The sequence below is a fragment of the Chryseobacterium sp. Bi04 genome, from assembly GCF_918698085.1.
Classification (GTDB): Bacteria; Bacteroidota; Bacteroidia; order Flavobacteriales; family Weeksellaceae; genus Chryseobacterium.
This window is the reverse complement of the sequence record NZ_CAKKLP010000003.1, coordinates 221,261-244,074: the sequence shown is the minus strand read 5'-3', so window position 1 is coordinate 244,074 and position 22,814 is coordinate 221,261. Positions and strand designations below refer to the sequence as shown.

General features: G+C 35.7%; 22 protein-coding genes and 1 other RNA gene. 5 read left to right on the top strand and 18 right to left on the bottom strand.

The annotated features are described in order from the left end of the window. Positions 1–55: 55 nt before the first annotated feature. Positions 56–153: signal recognition particle sRNA small type (gene ffs, locus LQV47_RS07370), an RNA gene on the top strand. Between the two features lie 97 nt (positions 154–250). On the opposite strand, the gene LQV47_RS07365 is transcribed toward ffs, so the two are convergent. The 6 genes from LQV47_RS07365 to gyrA all read right to left on the bottom strand — a co-directional run bounded on the left by LQV47_RS07365 (position 251) and on the right by gyrA (position 7,199). Then, positions 251–937 carry a metal-dependent hydrolase gene (locus LQV47_RS07365; RefSeq protein ID WP_230035422.1) on the bottom strand — a complete coding sequence of 229 codons (687 nt, stop codon included), beginning with the start codon at positions 935–937 and terminating at the stop codon, positions 251–253. 148 nt (positions 938–1,085) lie between these two features. Then, positions 1,086–1,532, bottom strand: coding sequence for an SRPBCC family protein (locus tag LQV47_RS07360; protein WP_230035420.1), 447 nt, complete (start codon positions 1,530–1,532; stop codon positions 1,086–1,088). A gap of 18 nt (positions 1,533–1,550) precedes the next feature. Next, the gene (gene menA, locus LQV47_RS07355) at positions 1,551–2,480 is read right to left on the bottom strand and encodes a 1,4-dihydroxy-2-naphthoate octaprenyltransferase (protein ID WP_230035418.1); all 930 of its coding nucleotides are present in this window, start codon (positions 2,478–2,480) and stop codon (positions 1,551–1,553) included. Between the two features lie 88 nt (positions 2,481–2,568). Continuing rightward, positions 2,569–3,405 carry a 1,4-dihydroxy-2-naphthoyl-CoA synthase gene (locus LQV47_RS07350; protein WP_047495817.1) on the bottom strand — a complete coding sequence of 279 codons (837 nt, stop codon included), beginning with the start codon at positions 3,403–3,405 and terminating at the stop codon, positions 2,569–2,571. A gap of 154 nt (positions 3,406–3,559) precedes the next feature. Then, on the bottom strand, positions 3,560–4,585 hold the full coding sequence (locus tag LQV47_RS07345; protein ID WP_230035416.1) for a hypothetical protein: 1,026 nt from the start codon (positions 4,583–4,585) through the stop codon (positions 3,560–3,562). A gap of 28 nt (positions 4,586–4,613) precedes the next feature. Next, entirely contained in the window at positions 4,614–7,199 is a 2,586-nt protein-coding gene (gene gyrA, locus LQV47_RS07340; protein ID WP_230035415.1) for a DNA gyrase subunit A, read from the bottom strand. 148 nt (positions 7,200–7,347) lie between these two features. Here gyrA and LQV47_RS07335 point away from each other — a divergent pair, with 148 nt between their 5' ends. After that, positions 7,348–7,662, top strand: coding sequence for a DUF4286 family protein (locus LQV47_RS07335; protein ID WP_230035412.1), 315 nt, complete (start codon positions 7,348–7,350; stop codon positions 7,660–7,662). Between the two features lie 83 nt (positions 7,663–7,745). On the opposite strand, the gene LQV47_RS07330 is transcribed toward LQV47_RS07335, so the two are convergent. The 4 genes from LQV47_RS07330 to LQV47_RS07315 all read right to left on the bottom strand — a co-directional run bounded on the left by LQV47_RS07330 (position 7,746) and on the right by LQV47_RS07315 (position 9,650). Next, on the bottom strand, positions 7,746–7,973 hold the full coding sequence (locus LQV47_RS07330; protein WP_230035410.1) for a hypothetical protein: 228 nt from the start codon (positions 7,971–7,973) through the stop codon (positions 7,746–7,748). Positions 7,974–8,105: 132 nt separating this feature from the next. Further along, on the bottom strand, positions 8,106–8,597 hold the full coding sequence (locus tag LQV47_RS07325; RefSeq protein ID WP_230035408.1) for a GNAT family N-acetyltransferase: 492 nt from the start codon (positions 8,595–8,597) through the stop codon (positions 8,106–8,108). Between the two features lie 5 nt (positions 8,598–8,602). Beyond that, positions 8,603–9,115 (bottom strand): YetF domain-containing protein, encoded by a 513-nt coding sequence (locus tag LQV47_RS07320; protein ID WP_230035406.1) that lies wholly within the window; start codon positions 9,113–9,115, stop codon positions 8,603–8,605. Positions 9,116–9,230: 115 nt separating this feature from the next. Then, positions 9,231–9,650 carry a DUF6640 family protein gene (locus tag LQV47_RS07315; protein ID WP_230035405.1) on the bottom strand — a complete coding sequence of 140 codons (420 nt, stop codon included), beginning with the start codon at positions 9,648–9,650 and terminating at the stop codon, positions 9,231–9,233. Positions 9,651–9,828: 178 nt separating this feature from the next. Here LQV47_RS07315 and LQV47_RS07310 point away from each other — a divergent pair, with 178 nt between their 5' ends. Beyond that, on the top strand, positions 9,829–10,182 hold the full coding sequence (locus LQV47_RS07310; protein WP_230035403.1) for a helix-turn-helix domain-containing protein: 354 nt from the start codon (positions 9,829–9,831) through the stop codon (positions 10,180–10,182). Between the two features lie 82 nt (positions 10,183–10,264). On the opposite strand, the gene LQV47_RS07305 is transcribed toward LQV47_RS07310, so the two are convergent. The 7 genes from LQV47_RS07305 to LQV47_RS07275 form a co-directional block, all read right to left on the bottom strand. Then, positions 10,265–10,399, bottom strand: coding sequence for a protein with bacteriocin-type signal sequence (locus LQV47_RS07305; RefSeq protein WP_230035401.1), 135 nt, complete (start codon positions 10,397–10,399; stop codon positions 10,265–10,267). A 150-nt stretch (positions 10,400–10,549) separates the two neighbouring features. Further along, the gene (locus tag LQV47_RS07300; RefSeq protein WP_230035399.1) at positions 10,550–10,954 is read right to left on the bottom strand and encodes a hypothetical protein; all 405 of its coding nucleotides are present in this window, start codon (positions 10,952–10,954) and stop codon (positions 10,550–10,552) included. Positions 10,955–11,268: 314 nt separating this feature from the next. Further along, positions 11,269–14,100 (bottom strand): excinuclease ABC subunit UvrA, encoded by a 2,832-nt coding sequence (gene uvrA / locus LQV47_RS07295; protein WP_230035379.1) that lies wholly within the window; start codon positions 14,098–14,100, stop codon positions 11,269–11,271. A gap of 216 nt (positions 14,101–14,316) precedes the next feature. Further along, positions 14,317–15,243 carry a DUF3829 domain-containing protein gene (locus tag LQV47_RS07290; protein ID WP_230035377.1) on the bottom strand — a complete coding sequence of 309 codons (927 nt, stop codon included), beginning with the start codon at positions 15,241–15,243 and terminating at the stop codon, positions 14,317–14,319. Positions 15,244–15,264: 21 nt separating this feature from the next. Continuing rightward, positions 15,265–17,148 (bottom strand): type VI secretion system baseplate subunit TssF, encoded by a 1,884-nt coding sequence (locus tag LQV47_RS07285; RefSeq protein ID WP_230035375.1) that lies wholly within the window; start codon positions 17,146–17,148, stop codon positions 15,265–15,267. 28 nt (positions 17,149–17,176) lie between these two features. After that, positions 17,177–17,617: a GPW/gp25 family protein gene (locus LQV47_RS07280; protein ID WP_230035374.1), complete on the bottom strand. Its 441-nt coding sequence runs from the start codon at positions 17,615–17,617 to the stop codon at positions 17,177–17,179. A 163-nt stretch (positions 17,618–17,780) separates the two neighbouring features. Further along, positions 17,781–19,190 (bottom strand): amino acid permease, encoded by a 1,410-nt coding sequence (locus LQV47_RS07275; RefSeq protein WP_230035372.1) that lies wholly within the window; start codon positions 19,188–19,190, stop codon positions 17,781–17,783. A gap of 142 nt (positions 19,191–19,332) precedes the next feature. Between LQV47_RS07275 and LQV47_RS07270 the strand changes: the two genes are divergently transcribed. Continuing rightward, the gene (locus LQV47_RS07270) at positions 19,333–19,833 is read left to right on the top strand and encodes a DUF4920 domain-containing protein (protein ID WP_230035370.1); all 501 of its coding nucleotides are present in this window, start codon (positions 19,333–19,335) and stop codon (positions 19,831–19,833) included. 56 nt (positions 19,834–19,889) lie between these two features. On the opposite strand, the gene LQV47_RS07265 is transcribed toward LQV47_RS07270, so the two are convergent. Further along, positions 19,890–20,999 carry a M14 family zinc carboxypeptidase gene (locus LQV47_RS07265; RefSeq protein WP_230035368.1) on the bottom strand — a complete coding sequence of 370 codons (1,110 nt, stop codon included), beginning with the start codon at positions 20,997–20,999 and terminating at the stop codon, positions 19,890–19,892. Between the two features lie 968 nt (positions 21,000–21,967). On the opposite strand from LQV47_RS07265, the gene LQV47_RS07260 reads away from it, so the two are divergent. After that, positions 21,968–22,513 carry a helix-turn-helix transcriptional regulator gene (locus tag LQV47_RS07260; protein WP_230035366.1) on the top strand — a complete coding sequence of 182 codons (546 nt, stop codon included), beginning with the start codon at positions 21,968–21,970 and terminating at the stop codon, positions 22,511–22,513. Positions 22,514–22,814: the final 301 nt, after the last annotated feature.

Sequence of the window (22,814 nt, the reverse complement as noted above, 5' to 3'; positions counted from 1 at the left end):
AACAAATTTTCTTTGATAAAGTTTTGAAGTTTATAAATTATTCCTACCTTTGCAACGGCAAGTCCTAAACAACCAGCTCCTGAGAATCCTCCAGGGTGGGAACGCAGCAAAGGTAATTGGTCGTAGCGGTGTGATTTAGGTAGCTTGCCATTTTTTTTTGGTTTAAGTTGAGAGAGGTAATTTGATAATTATCTTTTTTTGTTTTTAATACCTTACGCATCATTTTCTAATTTCAGATTACCCTTATTTTTTAAAATTCGAACTCCTCTCCCAGTTTTGGTAAAACAAGTTCTACATTTCTGTCTGCAAAATGCTTTAATGCACTTTCATGATTAATTTCAATTGCAGGGAAAGTATCAAAGTGGCAACCGATTACTTTTGGTGTCTTTAATAATTCTGCTGCTGCAAAAGAAGCTTTTCTCGGACACATCGTGTAGTGGCTCCCAACAGGAAGGATAGAAAGATCAATATTTCCGTATAACCTTGGGAACAGCTCCATATCAGCCATTACTCCTGTATCACCAGCCAAATAAATGTTTTTACCTTCAGGAAGTCTGAAGATATATCCTACAGGCACGCCTCCATAGCTTCCATCCGGAAAAGAACTCGTATGATGAGCCGGAACCATGGAAATTTTAAGATCGTCGATTTTTGCCGACCCTCCTAAGTTGACATCGTCTGTATTTTTTGCTGATTTAAAGTACCCACATACTTCAGGAACTCCAATTATGGTAGCTTCCGGATAATGCTGCAACACTTCACCCACATCAGCAATATGATCACCATGAGCATGCGTCAACAGAATATAGTCGATTTTTTTGGCGGTAATGTCAAATCCTGACTCCGTTTTTTTGTAATTGTAAAAAGGGTCACTCAAAATTGTCTTATCCTTATAGGTGAACAAGAAGCAATTTTGCCCTAAGAATTGTATTTTCATTTTCAATTTAATTTTTAATTATTATTAAACATAAATGACTCAAATGATTTCACAAATAACTAATATAAATTTAGTGACATTTGTGAAAAGCATTCGTGCCATCTGTGTTCTTTAAATGTAAGAGCGATCTTCTTTATAAGATTTTCGCTTATTTTGACGGGAATTTATCTTCAATCAGCCTCAAGTTGATTCCATGCTCCAGATAAGCTTTACAGCCATCTAAAACCGTTGTAAAACCTCCAGTATTATCATTGATTATTTTTAAGAGATCTTCGCCGGTCTGGCTGAATCCATAACTTTTAATGACAACAAGGGTTCCTTTTTCCATTGCTCTGAATTCATAATCTACATGCGTTGAAGGCTCTCCCCACTCCGTTTTAATCAGTTGGTTGGGAATAATCTGATGAACTTTCACTTCGGATTTTACGCCGTACATTTCCCATTCCCAGGCTACGGTTTTACCTTCCTCTAATTTTCCGGTAGATTTTGTAAACCAAAAATGAGTGGTTACTTCAGGATTGATGAATGCTTCAAAAACATCTTCAATCGGCTTTCTGATAAGCATTTGTGCTTCAACAAAAATTGTAGAACTCATGATAATATATTTTTAGATTTAGTGAAATAAATTAAGTCCTGCTGCTGTAAGAATTGCCATAATAAACGTCATAATACCCACCTGCTTCAGATACTGATCTAATTCTTTAGGTTCTTTTACCGACATGATACTTCTCCTTAATTTCGCAAGTGGAAATAACAGGATCATTACAATAAATACGTAATAGTTCTGAGCCTGTATAAACCCGTTAACTCCTAAAAATATAAGAATCAATACTAAAGGAAGCTGTAACAGGACCATTTCATAGATCATTGCATTTTTAAACCCTATCCTTAAGGCAAAGCTATTTTTCCCTGATAGCTTATCACTTTCAATATCCCTCATATTGTTAAGGTTCAAAACAGCCATGCTCATCATCCCTACTGCCGTTCCCGGCAACAGCATATCCCAGCTGAAGGTTTTGGTAAACAGAAAATAGCTTCCGCATACAGAAACCAGTCCAAAAAAGATGAATACGAAGATGTCTCCCAACCCCATGTATCCGTAAGGTTTTTTACCTACTGTATATCCAATGGCAGCTAGAATACTTGCGACTCCCAATCCTATGAAGATATAGAATTCGTTCATATAGTCTGGGATGAAAGCTACATACAGCAAAGCGATTGTAGCAATGAAAGACAATGCTGCAAAAAGGATGACCGCATTTTTCATCTGCTTGGCCGTAATTTTCCCTGAGGCAACAGCTCTTGACTCTGCTTCATTGATTCTCCTGGCATCTGTTCCTTTTACTCCATCGCCATAATCATTGGCATAATTTGACAAAATCTGATATAAAAGTGTTACCAAAAGTGCCAGTGCAAAAATTTTCCAGTCCCAGATTCCTCCTTCTCTGTAAAGCCTCCATTTTGCAATAAAAGCTCCCATAATAATTCCGCTTAAAGAAAGCGGCAGTGTTCTTAGCCTTGCGGCTTTTATCCAATCAGTCATAATTTGTATAATGTAAAATGTATGATGTACAAAGTAAAAGTCTAATGTGTTGAATCATTAATACATTTTACGTTGTACTTTTTACAGTTTATGATATCCATTGATCTTCTCCGAAGTTCGGTTTTCTTTTTTCAAGGAAGGCATTTCTTCCTTCTTTGGCTTCTTCCGTCATATAGGCAAGACGCGTAGCTTCACCGGCAAAAACCTGCTGCCCCACCATACCATCGTCCGTAAGGTTCATTGCAAATTTCAGCATTCTGATAGAGGTTGGAGATTTTTCTAATATTTCCTGTGCCCATTCATAGGCAGTATCTTCTAATTCCGCATGGGGAACCACTTTATTGACCATTCCCATTTCAAGAGCTTCCTGAGCAGAGTAATTTCTTCCTAAGAAGAAGATTTCACGGGCTTTCTTCTGTCCAACCATTTTAGCAAGGTAAGCTGATCCGTACCCACCGTCAAAACTTGTTACGTCAGCATCTGTCTGCTTAAAAATAGCATGCTCTTCACTTGCTAAAGTTAAGTCGCATACTACATGAAGAGAGTGTCCTCCGCCAACAGCCCATCCCGGAACAACCGCGATAACTACTTTCGGCATAAAACGGATCAAACGCTGAACTTCAAGAATATTCAAACGGTGTCTTCCGTCTTCTCCCACATACCCCTGGTGTCCTCTTGCTTTTTGGTCTCCACCACTACAAAAAGCCCAGCCTCCATCTTTCGGACTTGGTCCTTCTCCTGAAAGCAATACCACCCCTATAGAAGGATCTTCATAGACATCATAAAAAGCATCGTATAATTCTGAAGTTGTTTTGGGTCTGAAAGCGTTACGTACTTCCGGTCTGTTAAAAGCAATCCTTGCTACTCCATTACATTTTTTATAGGTAATATCTTCGTATTCTTTGACGGTTTTCCACTCAATCATCTTGTAAAAATTTTTCCCAAAGATACGGAATTACAGAGAATTTTTGGAGTGAAATTTAGGGGTCTCTGCTACAAAAATAAGGATTCTTCAATCCCGGAAAAAAACAAAACCGGAACATTTCTGCTCCGGTTTTATTATTATTTTCTTAAAGCTATTATTTTGTTTTAGCACTAAGCTCAGTTTCTTTAGCTTTCATTTCTTTTACTTTATCTATATTTTTAGTTACAACATAGATTTCTTTAAGTGCAGAAACGGCATCCAGACTTTGAGGTGCAGCTTTGTACCATGCTTCAGCATAAGGTAAAGCTTTAGCAAATCTCTCTTTTCTTGCATCGATCAGTTTGGTAGCTTCATCCGGCTTGTCTTTTCTCAAAGCATTGATCTCTGTTACAATCTTAGAGTCGTCCCCAATAGTTGTATACACAAGATTTTGGTGTGCTTCTGCCATGGTAGGCTTAAGCTCTACTGCTTTTTTGAATGATTCAATAGCATCTGCTGTTGTGGCTGGATTTTTAGACTGCATTACTCCAAGGTTATACCAGTTTGTTGCATCAGTAGGGTTTTTAGCCAACTGTTCTTTTAGAGTTCCCATAAACTTTTCCGTGTTTCCAGACTGGAAATAAGCGGAGCTTTGAGATTCTTTAAGCTTAGCATTATTAGGGAATTTAGCCAATCCTTTTTCTATAATAACAAGAGCTTCATCAGTTTTCTTTGCATTAAGAAGCAATGAAGTTAAAGTTTCATACAGATCCGGTTCTATACTTTTAGACTGTTCAGTTTTAAAATCTGAATAATCAGTATTTTTTTTCATAAGCTCCCAGGTAGCCTTATCTAAATTAACAACCTGTCCGGATTTCTTATCTTTTGCAGTATAAGTAGTCTCCACTCCGGTAAATCCGGAATTGATAAGATCAGTATATATTTTAATTGCAGGATCTGTATTATTTGCCAATGCATGACTAAGCCCTGCATAATACATGTAGATCTTATTATCCTGACCATTAGCCTTCAATAAGTCATAAACTTCTACAAACTTAGGGGCTGCAACTGCATAATTTTTTGCATTATAGGCCTCCATAGCAGCTGTATTAGCTGCCTGAAGCTGAGCGTTTACATCTTTTTTCTGTCCAAAAGCAAAAGAAGATGCTACGATAGCTATACCTAAAATAAGTTTCTTCATAATAACTATTTTATATTAATTGTACAATTTATTCTTCAGAATCAGAATTCCCATTTTCCTCTGCCGGAGTTTCATTTTCAGCCTGAGGTACTTCATCATTTTCCTGGTTATCAGTTACAATTTCTACTCCTTCTGCTCCTTCTTCAATTTCTTCTTCTACATCTTTATCCATTTCTACTTTTGCAATTGCTGCAATTTCGTCATTCTTCTTAAGGTTAATTACTTTCACTCCCTGAGTATTTCTACCCATTATTCTCATTTCATCCATTCCCATTCTGATAGCAACTCCGGATTTATTGATGATCATCAATCCATCTTCATCTGTTACATTCTGAATAGCAATCAGGTGTCCTGTTTTTTCGGTAATGTTTAGGGTAATAACTCCTTTTCCTCCTCTGTTTGTAATTCTGTAGTCTTCTACTGCAGTTCTTTTTCCGTATCCTTTTTCAGATACTACAAGTACTGTTTCGTTCTCCACATCATTCACAACAATCATACCAATTGCCTCGTCTCCTTCTTCAAGAGCAATTCCTCTTACCCCAATGGATCCTCTACCCACTTCTCTTACTTTTTCTTCAGGGAAACGGATACACTTACCGTTTTTAGTAGCGATCATAATCTGGGAGGTACCATTTGTAAGGTAAGCTCCTAATAGCTGGTCATTATCTCTGATCTCAATAGCATTCACCCCATTTACCCTTGGTCTTGAATAGGCTTCAAGTGATGTTTTCTTAATGGTACCATTTTTAGTTACCATCACAACGCTCATTTGGTTTACATATTCAGAATCTTTAAGGTTATTGGTTCTGATATATGCTTTGATTTTATCATCCGGTTCAATGTTGATAAGGTTTTGTACCGCTCTTCCTTTTGAAGTTTTAGAACCTTCAGGAATTTCAAATACTCTTAACCAATAACATCTTCCTTTTTCTGTAAAGAATAGCATATACTGGTGGTTGGTAGCAGAAACAATATACTCCAGGAAGTCTTCATCCCTTGTAGTTGCCGCTCTGTTTCCTACACCTCCTCTACTTTGAATTTTATATTCTGAAAGTGAAGTTCTCTTAATATATCCTGCGTGAGAGATTGTAAGAACTACAGACTCATTTGGAATAATATCTTCAATAGACATTTCTCCTCCTGAATAATCAATCTCCGTTCTTCTTTCGTCACCATATTTTTCTTTGATTTCAAGCAATTCTTCTTTGATAATTTCGAATCTTCTTGGCTCATTCGCTAAGATATCTTCCAAATTCTGAATTTCTTTCATAATGGCATCATACTCATCACGGATTTTATCAAGCTCCATTCCTGTTAAACGGGCTAATCTAAGATCCAGAATTGCCTGAGCCTGAATTTCTGAAAGCTCAAATGCTTCGATCAAGCCTTCTTTTGCTCCCTGAGGATTGGCACTATGACGGATGATAGCAATTGCTCTGTCTAAGGAATCCTGAGTTCCTATCACCTTCATGAATCCTTCTAAGATATGAGCTCTTTCCTTCGCTTTTTTAAGCTCATACTGAGTTCTTCTTACAATTACTTCATGTCTGTGTTCCACGAAGTGATGGATGATATCTTTAAGATTCAGCTGTTCCGGTCTTCCGTGTACCAAGGCAATATTGTTAACACTGAAAGAAGTCTGAAGTGCTGTATATTTATACAATAAGTTCAGGACAACATTTGGAATAGCATCATTTTTCAATTCATAAACAACACGAAGTCCGTTTCTGTCTGATTCATCTCTGATCTCGTAGATCCCAGGGATTTTATCATCTTTAACAAGTTCTGCAGTTCTGGCAATCATTTCCGCCTTGTTCACCTGATAAGGAATCTCAGTTACAATAATTGCATTTCTGTTTCCAATTTCATCAAAGCTTACTTTAGCTCTCAAAACAACTCTACCTCTTCCTGTATGGAAAGCATCTCTTACCCCGTCATAACCATAGATAATTCCACCTGTAGGAAAATCCGGAGCAATGATATGCTGCATCAGCTCATCAATTGTTATTTCTCTGTTATCAATATAGGCACAGATGGCATCTATAGATTCTGATAAGTTATGAGGCGCCATATTGGTGGCCATACCTACTGCAATCCCTGAAGTTCCGTTTACCAAAAGGTTGGGAACTTTAGTTGGCATTACTGTTGGCTCCTGTAGACTGTCGTCAAAGTTATTCTGAAAATCAACTGTTTCTTTATCAAGGTCTGAAAGAATCTCATCAGAGATCTTCTTTAATCTTGCCTCAGTATAACGCATTGCTGCCGGTGGGTCACCATCCATTGAACCGAAGTTACCCTGCCCGTCCACTTGTGGATAACGCAAGCTCCAGTTCTGAGCCATTCTCACCATTGCATCGTACACAGAGGAGTCTCCGTGTGGGTGATATTTACCTAAAACATCCCCAACAATTCTTGCAGATTTTAAATATTTTCTATTAGAAAAAACCCCTAATCCATACATACCGTAAAGTACTCTTCTATGAACGGGTTTCAAACCGTCTCTTACATCCGGTAACGCTCTTGAGACGATAACAGACATCGAATAATCGATATAAGACGATTTCATTTCATCAACGATGTTGATAGGAATCAGTCTTTCTCCTTCTTTTTGCATAAACAAATTTTATTATAATGATAGCCAGACCTTTAGCTGTATGTCTGAAAATTATTTATTTCGAATTTTTATTAACGGGCTAATTTACGAAAAAATTGCCGATTTTTGTGGTAGAATTTATCCAAAAAATCTTAAAAATTCATAAAATATGAGCATATTAAGTATAACTTTCCACTGTACGAAAAATAATCTCGAGGAATGGGAAAATTATATTGATGAAACACTGGTGGTAATGACTGAAAACTTGATGGATGTGAACAAATATATCCTTTCTGAAGTACACAGTGATTATATTGAAGACGGGAAAAATTACAACCTTCTTTTGATCTTTGATAATGATGAACTCCGAAATGATTTTATTGAAAGTGAATTAAAAAATATAGCTGAGCGCGTTGAAACAAAATTCGGTCAGGAAGTTATCATCTTCAATACTTTTTTAAATCCTAAAAAATCCAGATTTTAATATCAATCAATAGAAAAGGACTATACTTATTTGTAGTCTGAACATAAAAAAAAGAGGTTATTATTTTAACCTCTTTTTCTTCACTATCTATGATGGCCATGACCGCGGCCTTTATGATGGTGACCTCGACCTCTATCTTCATAAATATATACTTTTTTTACCTGGCCGGGAGCATAATATCTTGCACTCCCTCCATACACTTTTTTCGCCTGCCCTGGTGGAAGCCTTCTTCCGTGATGCTCATGAACCACACAAGATGTTAGCATCAGCATAACCGCACCTGCTCCCATCACTTTAAACATACTTTTCATTATTTTCACTTTTTCAAACTTAGTTGCCAAAAGATAACAAGGTTAATGCCAAATTGTTCGAAATTCCAGATTCCGGATATAAAGTGTAAACCCTAAAATAGATAAAACGTTTTTATAGGTGCTCGTATTTCATTAAATTATTTCACTCCTTTTCTCAAACATGATCAAATCTTTCCATTCCCCGTTGAGTTTTCCTATCTTTTTACGAACCCCCACTATTCTGAAGCCATTTTTCTGATGGAATTTAATAGACATTTCATTTTCAGGGAAGATGTTGGTCTGTAAAGTCCAGAATCCGTGATCCTCGCTATCCAAAATCATCTTTTTAAGCAGTACTGATCCCAATCCTTTCCCCTGATAGTCTGTATCGAAATAAATACTCACTTCTGCAACTCCTTTGTAACATTCTCTTTTACTCACCAGCTTCAAGGCACACCATCCTACTATTTCATTATTCTCATTTTCCAATACCCAGCGACAGGCATTAAAGTATTCCATATCCCAGGCTTCCACAGTAGGAATTGCTGTTTCAAAAGTGGCTATACCACTGTCAACTCCCTGTCTGAAAATCTCAAGTACCCGGGCCCCATCATTGGGAAGCATCTCTCTTAGTTCGTAATTCATTCTGTTTAATGGTATTTTCTTTTATTTCTTCTTTTGATTCTTGTATAATGAGTCTGCTTGCTTTTCTCATCCTCAGAAACCACACTTATGTTTCCGTCAACTTCCAAGACAGACAGTTTTACCTTTTTTATTTGGTCAATGCCATGTTCCCTGATTGCTTCTTCCAGTTCACTTTCGGTAATTTTCACTCTATTTAAGGCTATATGATCTACAATCCCATCTTTGATAAGTACTACCGGATCATCTTCCATAAATGTTTCAAAGGAGCGGTTGGAAAACATAAGTCTTTTTAGCAAAAAATTAGCCACAAACAAAACCAGGGCTGCAATAAGTCCACCCTGAAGTGAAGTATCCGGTCCCACCATTGCATTCTGAACGGCATTGGAGATCAGCAGCAATAAAACAATATCCCCTGCATTAAGCTGAGATAATTGATTTTTCCCAAATAAACGGATGGCGATCACCATGAAAAGGTAAACGCAGAGAGAACGGACTACGACATTAAGAATAGGATCCACAGCTATTTTTTATCTATTCAAATGTATTAATTTTTATCATCCCTTATTATAATTGAATTGATTTTTTCTACCCTTAAAGAATAACGATCAGATTTCCATTTTTTTTAATGATGAATTATTTTAACCTATCTAAATGTTTTGATTCTAAAAAATAAGCCATTATAAGCAGTAAAAACATCGCACCATCTAATATGAACTGTACAGGCCACTGCCCATGATAAGAAAACTCCGGATCAAACAGGGCTGTTCCCGGAAATAAAATAGACATTGCCTGCGTTATCCAATAAAGACTGGCAAAGATGATTGAGAGTCTAAAAACGACCCATCTATCACCTTTCTGGACCCAAAGAAACCACAATGACAAGAGTCCAAGTACTGCACCGAAGAGCATAGTCTGTGCATTATGAAATTTTGCATGGGGAGGCCAGCGTGGATTGAAAATATGGGTATGATTCCAATCAGCAATATATGCTCCAAAAAGAGTGACTAAGGCAACCAATGTTACGAATACCTTCCCTGTTGTTATTGATTTCATTTTTAGTAAATTATTTTTGTGAGAGTTAAGCTATAAGATCTTTTTATTTGAAAAAAAGGCTGTTTGATAATTCACTTCAGCTTTTCATATGATAAAGTTACTTACTTTTGTATATGCTTTATGAGCTGATTACCAAAAGGTAATCTAAATAATAACTCAACTACAAAATCATGGAGTGATGAACAGTAAAAAAGAAACCCATAGGGATTGTGAAGCAGGAATGCTTTATTTACAGGATACACTGGAAGTAATCCATGGAAAATGGAAAACATTGGTCTTATTTTCTATCATGAATGGTAATAAACGTTTCAAAGAAATAAAAAACAGCATTCCTAAAATCAGTGGGAAAGTTTTGGCAAAGGAGCTAAGAGACCTGGAACAAAATAAACTTATCAACAGAACTATTCAGGATGATTTACTTACGGTCATTGAGTACATCCCTACCCGGCATACCACTACATTAAGATCTGTATTTATGTCGATGATCGATTGGGGGAAAATCCACAGAAAGAAAATCATTGAAGATTGGTAAGCTCTATTATTATCTTGCTGAGCAGCAATCTCAATCCATAAGATTAATAGAAAAACCGCTTATAAAAGCGGTTTTGATTTTTTTATGGACACTGAACGATTGGGATTTCACTGCAGAAAACTTTATCTGCCCATTCGCAATAGGTGCAATATTGTTTAGGTTCTCCTCCATACACTGATTTTAAATCTAATTTAGTCAGTTTCTTTAAATTTTTCATATCGTTTTAATTTTATGGTTAAACAAAATTAAACGAATCCTATTAATTATTATTATAATTTAATATTCAAAATTTTCATTATTTACACTTTTTAGATAAAATCCGTATAAGGATCTACTTCGCTTTATTTACAATAATAGACTCTTAAGACTATCTGTTATTGATTTCTACGGTTACAGGCATTACATAGGTATAGGCAACCATATTGTCACTTATTTTTTTGCGGTCTACTCTATAATCAAGTTCGCTTAAAACAGACTCGATTTCTTTGCTTACGCTTTTGCAATCGCCACTGGAATGGACATTTACAATTTTTCCGTTTTTAGCAATATCAAATTTCACTACTGAATTGACGGTTCCCTGTCTGTATTCAGGCTTGGTAAGATCAAAATTGGCGATCAGTTGAGACCTGATGTCATTAAAAGTTTCACTTTTATTCAATTGAATTTCCTGGATTGTATTATGATCTGTAGTTTGTGCCTGAGCAATATTCATTACCGCAGAAAATGCAACAACAAAAAGTAAAGCGGTCAATATTTGAATTTTATTTCTCATAACTATTTGGTTTTAAGATTATATTTGGATTTATTCTCTATCTCTTACTCAAAGTTATTAAAAATAATTCATATTAATTTTACATTCAGTTAACATTGAGTTAACATTAAAACATAAGTATCTGATTAACAATTGTATAAATTTATAAAATACGTGAAAATTTAATATTGGAAGGTAGATTACAATACTAAATCTTTACTATTTCACCTGTTTTTTAATCCGATCGGGTGCTTCAACTTGAAAATACCTGTATTTAAATAAAAAAAAGAATCTGCTTTCGCAAATTCTTTCCTATACTTATATTGATGTTCTGATTATTCCAGTTCCCTTTTCAAAAATTTTCCTGTCAGACTTTTCTTAGATTTTACAATTTCTTCAGGAGTTCCCTGGGCTACGATCTGTCCTCCATACTTTCCTCCTTCAGGGCCTACATCAATAATATGGTCTGCCAATTTAATTACATCCATATTATGTTCGATGATGATAAATGAGTTTCCTAATTCCACTAATTTATTAATGGCTTCCATCAGGATTTTCACGTCTTCAAAATGCAGTCCGGTAGTAGGTTCATCCAGGATATAAAGGGTATTTCCAGTTTGTCTTTTTGCCAGTTCCGTTGCCAACTTGATACGCTGTGCTTCTCCTCCGGAAAGGGTTGTTGACTGTTGTCCCAGAGTAATATATCCTAAACCTACATCCTGTAATGTTTTTACTTTTGCAAAAATCTTAGGAATAGGCTGGAAGAAATCTACCGCTTCATCAATCGTCATATCCAGTACATCGGAAATGGATTTTCCCTTGTAGCGGACTTCCAGCGTTTCTCTGTTGAAACGCTTTCCGTTACAGGTTTCACAGTGAACGTATACATCCGGAAGGAAGTTCATTTCAATGACTTTCAATCCTCCCCCCTGGCAGGTTTCACATCTTCCGCCTTTTACATTGAAAGAGAATCTTCCCGGCTTATATCCACGGATTTTACTCTCAGGTAATTCTGCAAAAAGATTTCTGATGTCTGTAAACATTCCTGTGTAGGTTGCAGGATTAGAACGTGGCGTTCTTCCAATGGGAGTCTGGTCTACATCCACAATTTTGTCAATATTATCCAGACCTTCAATTTTTTTATAAGGTAAAGGCTCCTGAACTGCTCTGTAGAAATGTTTATTAAGGATTGGGTATAATGTTCCGTTGATCAGTGAAGATTTTCCGCTTCCTGAAATTCCGGTTACCACAACCAGTTTTCCCAGAGGAATATCCAGTGTTACATTTTTAAGATTGTTTCCTGTAGCTCCTTTTAATAATATATTTTTTCCGCTTCCTGCTCTTCTTTCCTCAGGAATGGCAATTTTTCTTTTTCCATTGATATACTGAGCGGTTATGGTATCCGCTTTCAATAAATCTTTAGGTTTTCCCTGCCAAAGGATCTCTCCTCCGAATTTTCCGGCTCTGGGACCAATATCCAGCACCTCATCGGCTTCAAGAATCATATCTTTATCATGCTCAACCACCAATACAGAGTTTCCGATATCTCTAAGGTTCTTTAATGAGTGAATAAGCCTTTCATTATCTCTCTGGTGGAGACCGATACTTGGCTCATCCAGAATATACAACACATTAACCAATTGAGACCCAATCTGTGTTGCCAGACGTATTCTTTGAGATTCCCCTCCGGAAAGGGTTTTGGAACTTCTGCTCAAACTTAGATAATCCAAACCAACATCCAGCAGAAACTGAAGCCTGGTTTCAATTTCCTTTAAAATTTCGTGAGCGATAATTTTATTTTTTTCAGAGAATTTATCTTTAACGTCAATTAACCAATCTTTTAAATCAGCTAAACTTAACCCATTGACCTCAGCAATATTTTTACCATCTATTTTAAAGCTTAAGCTTGAAGGCTGAAGGCGGCTTCCATTACATTCAGGACAGGTTTCTTCTGTAGTAAAATGCCTTTCCAGCAAAATGGCCTCATAAGATTCTCTTTCCTCAATAATTTCCTCCATAAAAGGAATAAGACCATCAAAACTGATCTTTATTTTTTTGGTAATTCCTGCGTATTTAAGATCTTTATTAAATTCTTTGTGACAGCCGTTGTAAATATAATTCAAAGCTTCTTCTGGAATGTCCTGTAAAGGCGTTGTCAATCCCAGTCCGAAGATCTCAAGGATATTTTTAATCTGCGCCAGTATCCATTTGTTTGATTTGATATCTTCCAGAGGTAATAATGCACCCTGATTGATTGACAGTTTTGGATTTTCTGTAAAATAATCGGTGTTGATCTTTTTGATCATCCCAAGTCCTTTACAGTTTGGGCAGCTTCCTTTTGGGGAGTTGAATGAAAAAGTATTAGGCTCCGGCAATGCTAAGGAATGTCCTGTTTCAGCATCCATTAAATTTTTGGAAAAGTATTCAATAGCTGTACTTCCCAGCTTCTGGATTCCGATGATGCCCTCGCCCATTTCCATTGCGGTACGCAACGATTTTTCCATTCTGCTTTCTGAAGCACTTTCCCCGATGATCCAACGGTCGATAACGATATCAATATCATGGGTTTTATAACGGTCAAGCTTTAAATCATACTCAATATCCTGTAATTCTCCATCAATTCTAGCCTGTCCATAGCCCTTTTTTGCCATCTGTACGAAAAGTTCATGGTAATGTCCTTTTCTGGACCGTACTACGGGTGCCAGCAACATTATTTTCTCTCCTTTATAGTTTTCCTTGATGGTCTCAAGAATTTGATCTTCCGTATAGCTTACCAGCTTTTGCCCGGTAGACAAAGAGTAAGCATCAGAAACCCTTGCATATAAAAGACGTAGAAAATCATACAACTCTGTAACGGTTCCTACGGTAGAACGTGGGTTTTTATTGGTTGTTTTCTGCTCAATAGCAATGACAGGTGAAAGTCCTTCTATTTTATCTACATCCGGACGCTCCAACCCGCCTAAAAACTGACGTGCATAGGCAGAGAATGTCTCAATATAGCGACGCTGGCCTTCTGCAAAGATGGTATCAAAAGCCAGTGAAGATTTTCCACTCCCCGAAAGACCGGTAATTACTACCAGTTCATTTCTAGGAATTTTAACGTTAATATTCTTTAGATTGTGCTCACGTGCTCCGTAAACTTCTATATATTCTGTTGATTTGCTCATAATTCAGAGTGACTTTGCCTGAAAATCACAACGTGCAAAATTACGGAATTTTATGGAAATTTATTAACCGTAAAAGGTATAAAAGTTTAATCTTTATTAAATTGAGTGATACAGAAGTACTCAGAGAAATCTATAAAAGGTTTTGCTGATTTTTCAGAAAAATAAAAAAGACCAATACAGATTATATTGGTCCTTTATTGTGTATAGGGTATATTATTATTTTACAAATGAATTGTATGAACTTAATACCGATTCATACGATGAGTCGATCTGCTGAATGTTATTATCAGGAATTTTTCCGGCTTCCTTAGCATCCCTGATCAGTTTTCTGTAGGTATCTAAAAAGCTGGAAGCATTCTTGTTAAAAATTTCAAACTGAGATTTTTTATAAGCATACTGTGGATCTTTCACATCGAATACCAATTTTGAATTGGCTTCCACAGCTTTGGCGAATTCATTATACTTTTTCTGTGCCTCTGCTTCATTAAATTTTTCTGTATATTGTTTACCAAGCAGTTCCACCACAGAATCTAAAGAATTCATTACATTTTTGGAAGATAAGATATAGTTTTTCAACGGATGATCTTTAAGGATTACTTCTTCAGCGGCATCTGTTGCAGGCTTAATCTTCATTATAATATTCTCCCCAGCTAAATAGAGTGCATCGGCTTCAGTTTCAAGCTCTTTTCTTAAATTCTCCGCTTTGGCACCTTTATCATCTTTATAATCTTCAGAGTTCATATAAGATTTAAGCTCTTCAAATTTCTTCTCTATTTTTTCTTTTTTGGTTTTGTAAATATTAAAATCGGATTCAATTCCGGCTTTATCTTTTTCAAATCCGGAGGGAACCCCTTTAATTTTTGAAAAGCTGTAATCCATTGAATTTATTACAGGCATCATCATTACATTCCCGCCTTTTGATCTTACGACTGCTTCATCAGCATATTTTAAGATTCTCTCAACATGTTTCGAAGTGTTTTTATAAGAATCAATAAAATTATTGTTAAAATCAATAATAGTGTTTGCTTCCTGTTCTCCTCCCAAATTCAGAACTGCGTTCCCCAGTTTATCAGCTCCTTTTTTACAGCTTATATTCACTACTGCCAGGGACAAGGCCATAGCCATTATCATAATCTTTCTCATATTTTTGGTATTGTTTTAATTTTACATATCCTGAAATTCAACATCTTCATTGGTTATTTTCACCAGATATTCAATACCGTCTATTGCTTTGGCAATAATCTGATTTCTAAGAATATTGGACATATTTTCCCAATACGCTCTTCCATAGAAGGAATAGTTTTGGGGAACAATCTCCACTTCTACCGTTCTTACAAAACCTTCTTTAGGTCTGTTGCTTACCATGGTTCCCCTTCTTACTCTTACATCTCTCATTTCATCTTTCAGAATCATCCTGCAGTAATTCTTAACGTCTTCAAGTGAAATGATCTTATCTCTTGTTGTTAATGCATATTTATAAGCCTGGATGCTGTCTGTTCCTTTTTGCTCCTCTGCTCCTCCCAGGGTTTCAGCAAGCAAAACAATGGTCTGAGATTTCAGCTGGTTAGACAGCTCTGTTCCCGGACGCATATGATTGGCTAAAGTACAGTGGGTTACCCAGAAAGAAGCATATGTATGGTCTGTTTTCTCTACAGGCTCCATAATGACATAATTCAGTTCCTGTCTGATATTTCTCTTGGCATTATTCACTTTCTGTACCATAGATTTCATTTTGTCAGACATTTCGCTCAATACCCCTTTTACATTATCTCTGTTCAGAAGGGAAAAAGCAGCAATCTCATCCCGGGTCAGCTCCAGAACATTGGCAATCATATCCACAGCATTTCTACTGGTAAAACGTTCCATTCCTCCTTTCCTAACGGTATACAAACCTTTTTTAAGGTCATCAGCCGGTGTGAAAGGGATTTCTGTATATTTCCTTCCGTCTCCGTCCTGAACATCATCCACATATAGAAAATGTTCTCCTTCGTCAGTAACCAAAGGAATATTATTCCCCATGATATCTAAACTGTATTCTGTTTTCTTCCAACCTCTATTGTAGATAGGAAATGCATTTAATACAAATGAAAAGTTATCCAGGATTTCAGCAGAAAACTGGGGTGGAAATTCAAAAGTTAGCCATAGGAACTTTTTATTGTCCATATATTTCACAATCTCCTCTTTTCCGTGAAGGAATTCAAGATTTTGCGGAAGTTTTCCCGGCTCTGAAAATAAACTGTTGGAAATTCCTGTTACCTCAATAAATTTATGACGGTAAATACTTTTAATATCTTCAATCACTTTATTCCGGATAGACTGCTCTCTGAACATCTGTTCGTAACCGTCCGGCTGGTTTTCTGTAAGGTAGCTTAATCCCTCTCTTACAAATAGTGGATTTCCATTACTGGTAACGGTAATATAAGGTAATAATTTATAAACAAAATCCAAATGCTCAAAAGCAGGATTGGAGCAAAAGATACTTAAATATTTAGGGAAATTTTCGTTGGTATATTTACTGACATCAACTCCTACTGTAATTTTTCTATAATCTTCGGGTTTTCCCGGAAACCTAGCAATAGGAATTTTATTGAACCGGTCATCTATACTGTAGCAAGTATTGCCTACAAACATGATGGAAGTATGAACTTTATTGATCCTTACATTTCCTACGGGAGTGAAAGGAATATTCAACTGTTTGTCGGACTCTGATTTTATGGTGGAAGTCATCTGCTTACGGAAGAAAAACTCCGTATGCTCCAATAAAACTTCGGAAGACTCATAAGGCTGTGTAAAAGCTACAGAGTGAGCGGGAATAGGATGGGTATAAATAGATGGCGTAAGAAGTTTTGCCAGTTTTTCTAAAATACGGGCATTGACCGTCTGAATTTCGTTATTAGCCTTAAAGACCTCTGTACTGAATGCATCTATCAGTAGTTTTACAAAAGGATCTAAAGATTGCGGGCTCTTGAGTCCCCAAACTTTAGTGGCATTCTGAAGCATTCTGGCTTTTACAGATTCTTTGGAATATATATTCTGATCTAAATTCATAAATTTTTGGTGCTGTTAAAAAAAATATTTAATCAATAGACATCGGGCTTAGAAACAATTCTGTTGAAAAACTGAAACGTTCTCCCGTAGCTTCCATTTTTGCATTGACCGCAATTCTTACTTTCTTTTTGATTTCTGTGTGCTCTTTGGTATCGTAGCTGTGTTCTACAAACTGTATATTGGCATCAATCTGTGGCTGTACAATGCGGGGTTCGTATTCCTGAATCTGTCTTTTAAGACTTTTAACAAAAACATTTTCCCAGATCGCGCTGGTGACTCCGTTATCGAATTCCAGGTTCCAAACGTCGTTGCCATAATTTTCATCATATCTGTTCTCCCCTTTTTTAGTGGTAATCAGTAACATGATATTGTGGGCAATACTTTCCCCCATATCGCAGGTATCAATGCTTCCGCCTTCAGTCATTAAAGTTGAAGGTACAAAAGGCATTCTGTAATTTGGTGTATCCATAATCAACTTCTTATTTTTTACTTCATGGTTAGGTTTACTTAAAAACGAAATACCAAAATACACATTTTCACTAAATAAATGTTTAATAAATTAAAATATTATTCAAAAACAAAGGCTTCCAAATTGAATTGAAAGCCTTGCTGCTATTATATCTTATATGATATCAGTTTGTTTTTTTGCGGTTAATAAAATAATAGACCGGAAGTCCCAGCACAACCATAATCAACCCAGGCCATGTATATTGCTGTTTGTAAATTAAAAGCAGTATACAGAAGCCTGTTCCAATCACTAAATAAACAATTGGAGTAATTGGATAAAGCCAGGTTTTATAAGGTCTTTCAAGGCCAGGCTGTTTGATTCTTAAATAAATCACCCCGAAAACGGTAATCATATAAAATAAAACGATGACAAAAGAGATCATATCCAACAGGTTTCCATACTGCCCGCTCAAACAAAGAAGTGAAGCCCAGACTCCCTGCATCCATAATGCATTTTCAGGAACTTCATTTTTATTATTTTTTTCTGCTGATGTAAAGAACATTCCATCTTTTGCCATAGTCTGAAAAACCCTTGCTCCGGCTAAGATTAATCCGTTATTACATCCAAATGTGGAAATCATAACCAGTAAAGCGATAATCACTGTTCCTGCACTTCCAAAAATATTCTGTGATGCTGCTACCGCTACCCTGTCATTGGTCGCAAATGCAATTCCGTCTCTGTCTAATGCATTTAAATAGACAAAATTAACTGCAATATAGAGAAGCATCACCGCAGAAGTTCCATAAATCATAGATTTCACGACATTTCTCTTCGGGTTATCAATTTCTCCGGAAACAAATGTTACACTTTCCCAGGCTACAGAACTGAATACAGAACCTACCATAGCAGCAGCAATACCTCCCAATAACGTCATTCCACCAATAGGCTGCCAACCTTCTTTAAGGAAGTTGCCATTAAAGTCTTTCTTAAGATTGTTAAATGAATCCGTACCAAGGCTGAAGTTTTCAGCCATATGCGAAAAATCCACCAGTATAAAGCCTGCAGCAACCAAGCCCAGTAAAGCAATAATTTTAGAGCCTGTAAATATATTCTGAAGTACTTTTCCACTTTGCACCCCTCTTGTATTGATATAGGTAAGTAAGAGAATGACAGCAATAGCTAAAATCTGTATCCATGTAATTTTAAATTCTCCACTTTGAAAAATAGGTGCGGCATCATTAAGTGACGGAATAAGGTAGGCTGTAAATTTACCAAAAGCCATTGCCACCGCTGCAATAGTTCCGGTTTGTATTACCGTAAATAGTCCCCATCCATAAAGGAATCCCATCTTTTTACCGAAAATCTCCTTCAGATAGGTGTATTGACCTCCAGCTTTTGGAAACAGAGCGGAAAGCTCTCCATAGCTTATTGCAGCGGCAACGGTCATCACTCCTGTTATAATCCAGACAACAACCAGCCAGTATCCGGATCCCAGGTTACGCATCATATCAGCGCTTACAATGAAGATCCCACTTCCGATCATTGAGCCCATTACCAGCATAATGGCATCCCATAATTTCAATTTTTTTTGCATAGTCAAGTATAGGTGTCAAATATAAACAAATCTGTCTTTTATTCTGAATTTTATTACAAATTCGATAATACACCTGTTTTATATCAACTTTTAATTGATTTTTGATTCAATATTAATTAGTACTTTTGAAAAAAATAATAAAATGAAATTCAAGACCATCATATTTGCAGCTGCAATAAGTGCTTCTTCACTAGCTTTCGCACAGGAAGTGGGACCTCCGGCAGGTAATGCTATAGTAGGTGATACGTATGGAGCAAGTGTAGCTTCCGGAACTGAATCTAAGGCCATCACCGTGGATCAACTGGGTAAACAGCTTAAAAAAGATAACAAAAAGCTGGAGAATGTAGCTATTAAGGGTAAAGTAACCGATGTATGCGATAAAAAAGGATGCTGGCTTACTATTCAGACTGAAGACAATTCTAAATTTTTTGTGAAAATGAAAGATTATGCATTCTTTGTACCTACAGCTTTAAAAGGTAAAAATGTTGTATTGGAAGGAAATGCAGAAAGAAAAATAACTTCTGTAAATGAGCAGAAACATTATGCTGAAGATGCTAAAAAACCGCAGTCAGAAATTGATGCGATCACTCAGCCTAAAGAGGAGATTAGATTTGTAGCTAACGGAATTAAAGTCGTTAACTAAGACTCTGCTCTACTATATAAAAAATAAATACGGCAATCAAGAGATTGCCGTATTTTTTAATCTTCTATTGTAAAACTTGCTGCTGCATCCAGTTTGGGATATTTAGTTTCAGAAATAAATTTCTTTCCTGTACAGTCTATTTCCAGCCAGCCTTTTCGTTTTTTCACATCTCCTACTTCCATGACAAAAGGGATAAAGGAAATCTCATCTTTTCCATCTTCTTTTATTTCTCTGTACTGAACAGCAATGTCCAGGATACATTCATGCTCCGTATTCAGTCTTACGTTTCTGTAGACAATATCATAATGGGTTTCTTTATTTTCAGGAATTTCAAAGTAAGCCTCCCATCCGGTAGTTTCAGAATTGAGTTCACTTATTGCTTTCAGAGCATAGTAAAGGGCTACTGTATAATACTTCCTTGTGCCTTGCCTGGTATAATCATCTATGAAATGTCCTCCTTCAAATAAAATAGTCGGCATCCCTGCTTTTATAAAATTATCACCGGTTGAAGTAGGATAAAACTCATCAGAATACCTTCCAATCTGATTAGGGATCATTTCTTTTAAATGATGATAAACATTTCCAATCACTGCCATACATTTTTTCCTGTTTTCAGTTACGGTACGTTCTACATTTTCAGAAGGCGCTAAAAAAGAAAGTGTAGCAGGATGAATACCATCGGTAGTAAAAATCGTTCTCTGCTCATGAAGGTTCAAAGCATAGTCATATTTTTTTGAAGCTACAGCATTCTTAAGAAACTTAATCTCTCTACTGGCTTCATTGTGAAAATCTCTGTTCAGGTCAATATCTACAGCATTCAGCCTTGTCCACCTTTCTGAACCGTCGGGGTTAAGCATAAAAATAAAATCAAGTCTAATCTTACTGAATAAGTCTTCTTTCATTTCAGGAGCCTTATCTAAACTTACCAAAAGATCCAGCATCGCATGGGTAGCATTAGATTCGTTTCCGTGCATTTGCGACCACGCTAAAATATGAATATCACCTGTTCCGATGCTCAATTGATATATAGGTTTCTCTAAATATGATTTTCCGATCTCCAGAATATAATCGCCGAGATTCGTCTGTAGGTAAGAAAATAATTTTTCAGGGGAAATATAACGATTAGGAAAATTAGGGTGTTGAGAATAGATCTGTTCAAAATTCATTGTTGGAATAGTTTACAAAAATCAAATTTAGCCATTTTAAGGCATAAAAACCAGATTAACATCTGTAAACAATTGTAAAAACAGCAAAAATTTGAAAATTTTCTCATCTTATCGATTTGTTTACATAAGTGAAATAGTTCGATTTAAAGAGATCAAAGTCTATTAACAGATGTAACATTGTTAAACAGTATGAAAAGCCATATTGTCTGTTGGTAAAATTGTGGATTGCGAATAATTTAATTCAATATATTTAAATAGCTAAAATCCAATGTATTATAAAATTTATCTCAATGATATTTATAAAGTTACTTGAAGTGAATAAAAACCTGTTTTATAGCAAATAGGCATAATTTTATTAAACATGTCTAATGTGGATAAGTCCGTATTTTACATTACTATACATTTGTAAATTATCGAAATTCACTGAATTTTATCTGAAATGAAGTTCAATTTTTATTATTAAGAGTTTTATCCAATGAAATAAAATAGCTTTGGTGGACACGGAGATATTTAGCTCTAAAAAGTTTATAAAAGTGGTATTAATCCCCTATTTACATTATTAATTTACCATTGTATACAATAGAAAACATAGTTATAAAGCATTACAAGTCAGTATTTGCTCTATTATATATTCTTTGTAAGGATATAGTAGTTAACAATGTAAATAGTAGAAAATAGAAAATTATTTCCGATAAGTACTCTGAAAAAGTCTCATAATTTACATTTATAATCAAGTTTTATCGGAAAAAACGGTTAAAAATAGGAAATATCATGGAGCTTATTGTACTCTGTAAGTAATAAAATTATTAGCTTAATACAATTGTAATTAACATATATATTATTGTTTTTCTTATAGTTATGTGTAGTTTACATTTGTATTGAATAAGTTTTCATTGTAATTTACATTTGTAGTTTGTTTTTGTAAATTATATTATTTACATTTGTAACATAATTAAAAGCTTATTTTTATGAGTTTAAACGAGAGAATTTCAAAAGTTATAGAGTATTCTAATTTTACGCCTTCCGAGTTTGCCGATGAGATTGATGTACAGCGATCATCCATTTCACATATTACTTCAGGCAGAAATAAACCCTCTCTGGAGTTTATCATAAAAATAAAATCGCGCTTCCCGGAACTTCTTTGGGATTGGCTGGTTACGGGTGAGGGCGAAATGCTGAAATCTGAACTTCCGGAAATAACAGTAGATGAAGATGAGGCTCATGATGATGAAAAAGAAAAAGGAAGGCCAACACCTCTACCCGATCTTTTCACGATGATGAATACCGATGATGAATTTGGAGCTGACGAGATGGAAGCAGACGTTCCCGTAGAAGGTCCTGTAGAATCGGTTATACCGCCCCAAAGTAAAGCTCAGGAAAAAATATCGGATTCTCAGCGATTAGAAAATTCAGCGGATCAAATTATCAGCCAAGCTATTGGAAATCAAACGAATAAGATAAAACGTATTGTTTTGTTCTATGAAAATGGAAAATTCGAAAGTTTTGAGCCCTAAAAAACCTGACCAAAGAAAATTGGTCAGGCTAAAAAATATTTGAAGAAGAAAACTAAAGCTATTGCTTTATTTTATTTTTAAAACTTTATGAATCTGTAGTTGTAAATTTTCTATTTGGGTTAATCAGGATATAGCTTCAGGAATAAAACCCCAACATACTATTTAAAAAAACGAATGAAGATAATCCTGACTGGAGTAATGAATGTCAATTTTTTCATGCATCAGTTTTTTATTGTTAATCAAATATAATAATTTAAAATTAAATCAGCAATAAAAATAAAATTATTTTACGATATATATA

What these genes read in the sequence shown, in the direction of transcription:
- LQV47_RS07365 (WP_230035422.1), bottom strand. Translation starts at nt 937, where the DNA reads ATGAAAATACAATTCTTAGGGCAAAATTGCTTCTTGTTCACCTATAAG.
- LQV47_RS07360 (WP_230035420.1), bottom strand. Translation starts at nt 1,532, where the DNA reads ATGAGTTCTACAATTTTTGTTGAAGCACAAATGCTTATCAGAAAGCCG.
- menA (WP_230035418.1), bottom strand. Translation starts at nt 2,480, where the DNA reads ATGACTGATTGGATAAAAGCCGCAAGGCTAAGAACACTGCCGCTTTCT.
- LQV47_RS07350 (WP_047495817.1), bottom strand. Translation starts at nt 3,405, where the DNA reads ATGATTGAGTGGAAAACCGTCAAAGAATACGAAGATATTACCTATAAA.
- LQV47_RS07345 (WP_230035416.1), bottom strand. Translation starts at nt 4,585, where the DNA reads ATGAAGAAACTTATTTTAGGTATAGCTATCGTAGCATCTTCTTTTGCT.
- gyrA (WP_230035415.1), bottom strand. Translation starts at nt 7,199, where the DNA reads ATGCAAAAAGAAGGAGAAAGACTGATTCCTATCAACATCGTTGATGAA.
- LQV47_RS07335 (WP_230035412.1), top strand. Translation starts at nt 7,348, where the DNA reads ATGAGCATATTAAGTATAACTTTCCACTGTACGAAAAATAATCTCGAG.
- LQV47_RS07330 (WP_230035410.1), bottom strand. Translation starts at nt 7,973, where the DNA reads ATGAAAAGTATGTTTAAAGTGATGGGAGCAGGTGCGGTTATGCTGATG.
- LQV47_RS07325 (WP_230035408.1), bottom strand. Translation starts at nt 8,597, where the DNA reads ATGAATTACGAACTAAGAGAGATGCTTCCCAATGATGGGGCCCGGGTA.
- LQV47_RS07315 (WP_230035405.1), bottom strand. Translation starts at nt 9,650, where the DNA reads ATGAAATCAATAACAACAGGGAAGGTATTCGTAACATTGGTTGCCTTA.
- LQV47_RS07310 (WP_230035403.1), top strand. Translation starts at nt 9,829, where the DNA reads ATGAACAGTAAAAAAGAAACCCATAGGGATTGTGAAGCAGGAATGCTT.
- LQV47_RS07305 (WP_230035401.1), bottom strand. Translation starts at nt 10,399, where the DNA reads ATGAAAAATTTAAAGAAACTGACTAAATTAGATTTAAAATCAGTGTAT.
- LQV47_RS07300 (WP_230035399.1), bottom strand. Translation starts at nt 10,954, where the DNA reads ATGAGAAATAAAATTCAAATATTGACCGCTTTACTTTTTGTTGTTGCA.
- uvrA (WP_230035379.1), bottom strand. Translation starts at nt 14,100, where the DNA reads ATGAGCAAATCAACAGAATATATAGAAGTTTACGGAGCACGTGAGCAC.
- LQV47_RS07290 (WP_230035377.1), bottom strand. Translation starts at nt 15,243, where the DNA reads ATGAGAAAGATTATGATAATGGCTATGGCCTTGTCCCTGGCAGTAGTG.
- LQV47_RS07285 (WP_230035375.1), bottom strand. Translation starts at nt 17,148, where the DNA reads ATGAATTTAGATCAGAATATATATTCCAAAGAATCTGTAAAAGCCAGA.
- LQV47_RS07280 (WP_230035374.1), bottom strand. Translation starts at nt 17,617, where the DNA reads ATGGATACACCAAATTACAGAATGCCTTTTGTACCTTCAACTTTAATG.
- LQV47_RS07275 (WP_230035372.1), bottom strand. Translation starts at nt 19,190, where the DNA reads ATGCAAAAAAAATTGAAATTATGGGATGCCATTATGCTGGTAATGGGC.
- LQV47_RS07270 (WP_230035370.1), top strand. Translation starts at nt 19,333, where the DNA reads ATGAAATTCAAGACCATCATATTTGCAGCTGCAATAAGTGCTTCTTCA.
- LQV47_RS07265 (WP_230035368.1), bottom strand. Translation starts at nt 20,999, where the DNA reads ATGAATTTTGAACAGATCTATTCTCAACACCCTAATTTTCCTAATCGT.
- LQV47_RS07260 (WP_230035366.1), top strand. Translation starts at nt 21,968, where the DNA reads ATGAGTTTAAACGAGAGAATTTCAAAAGTTATAGAGTATTCTAATTTT.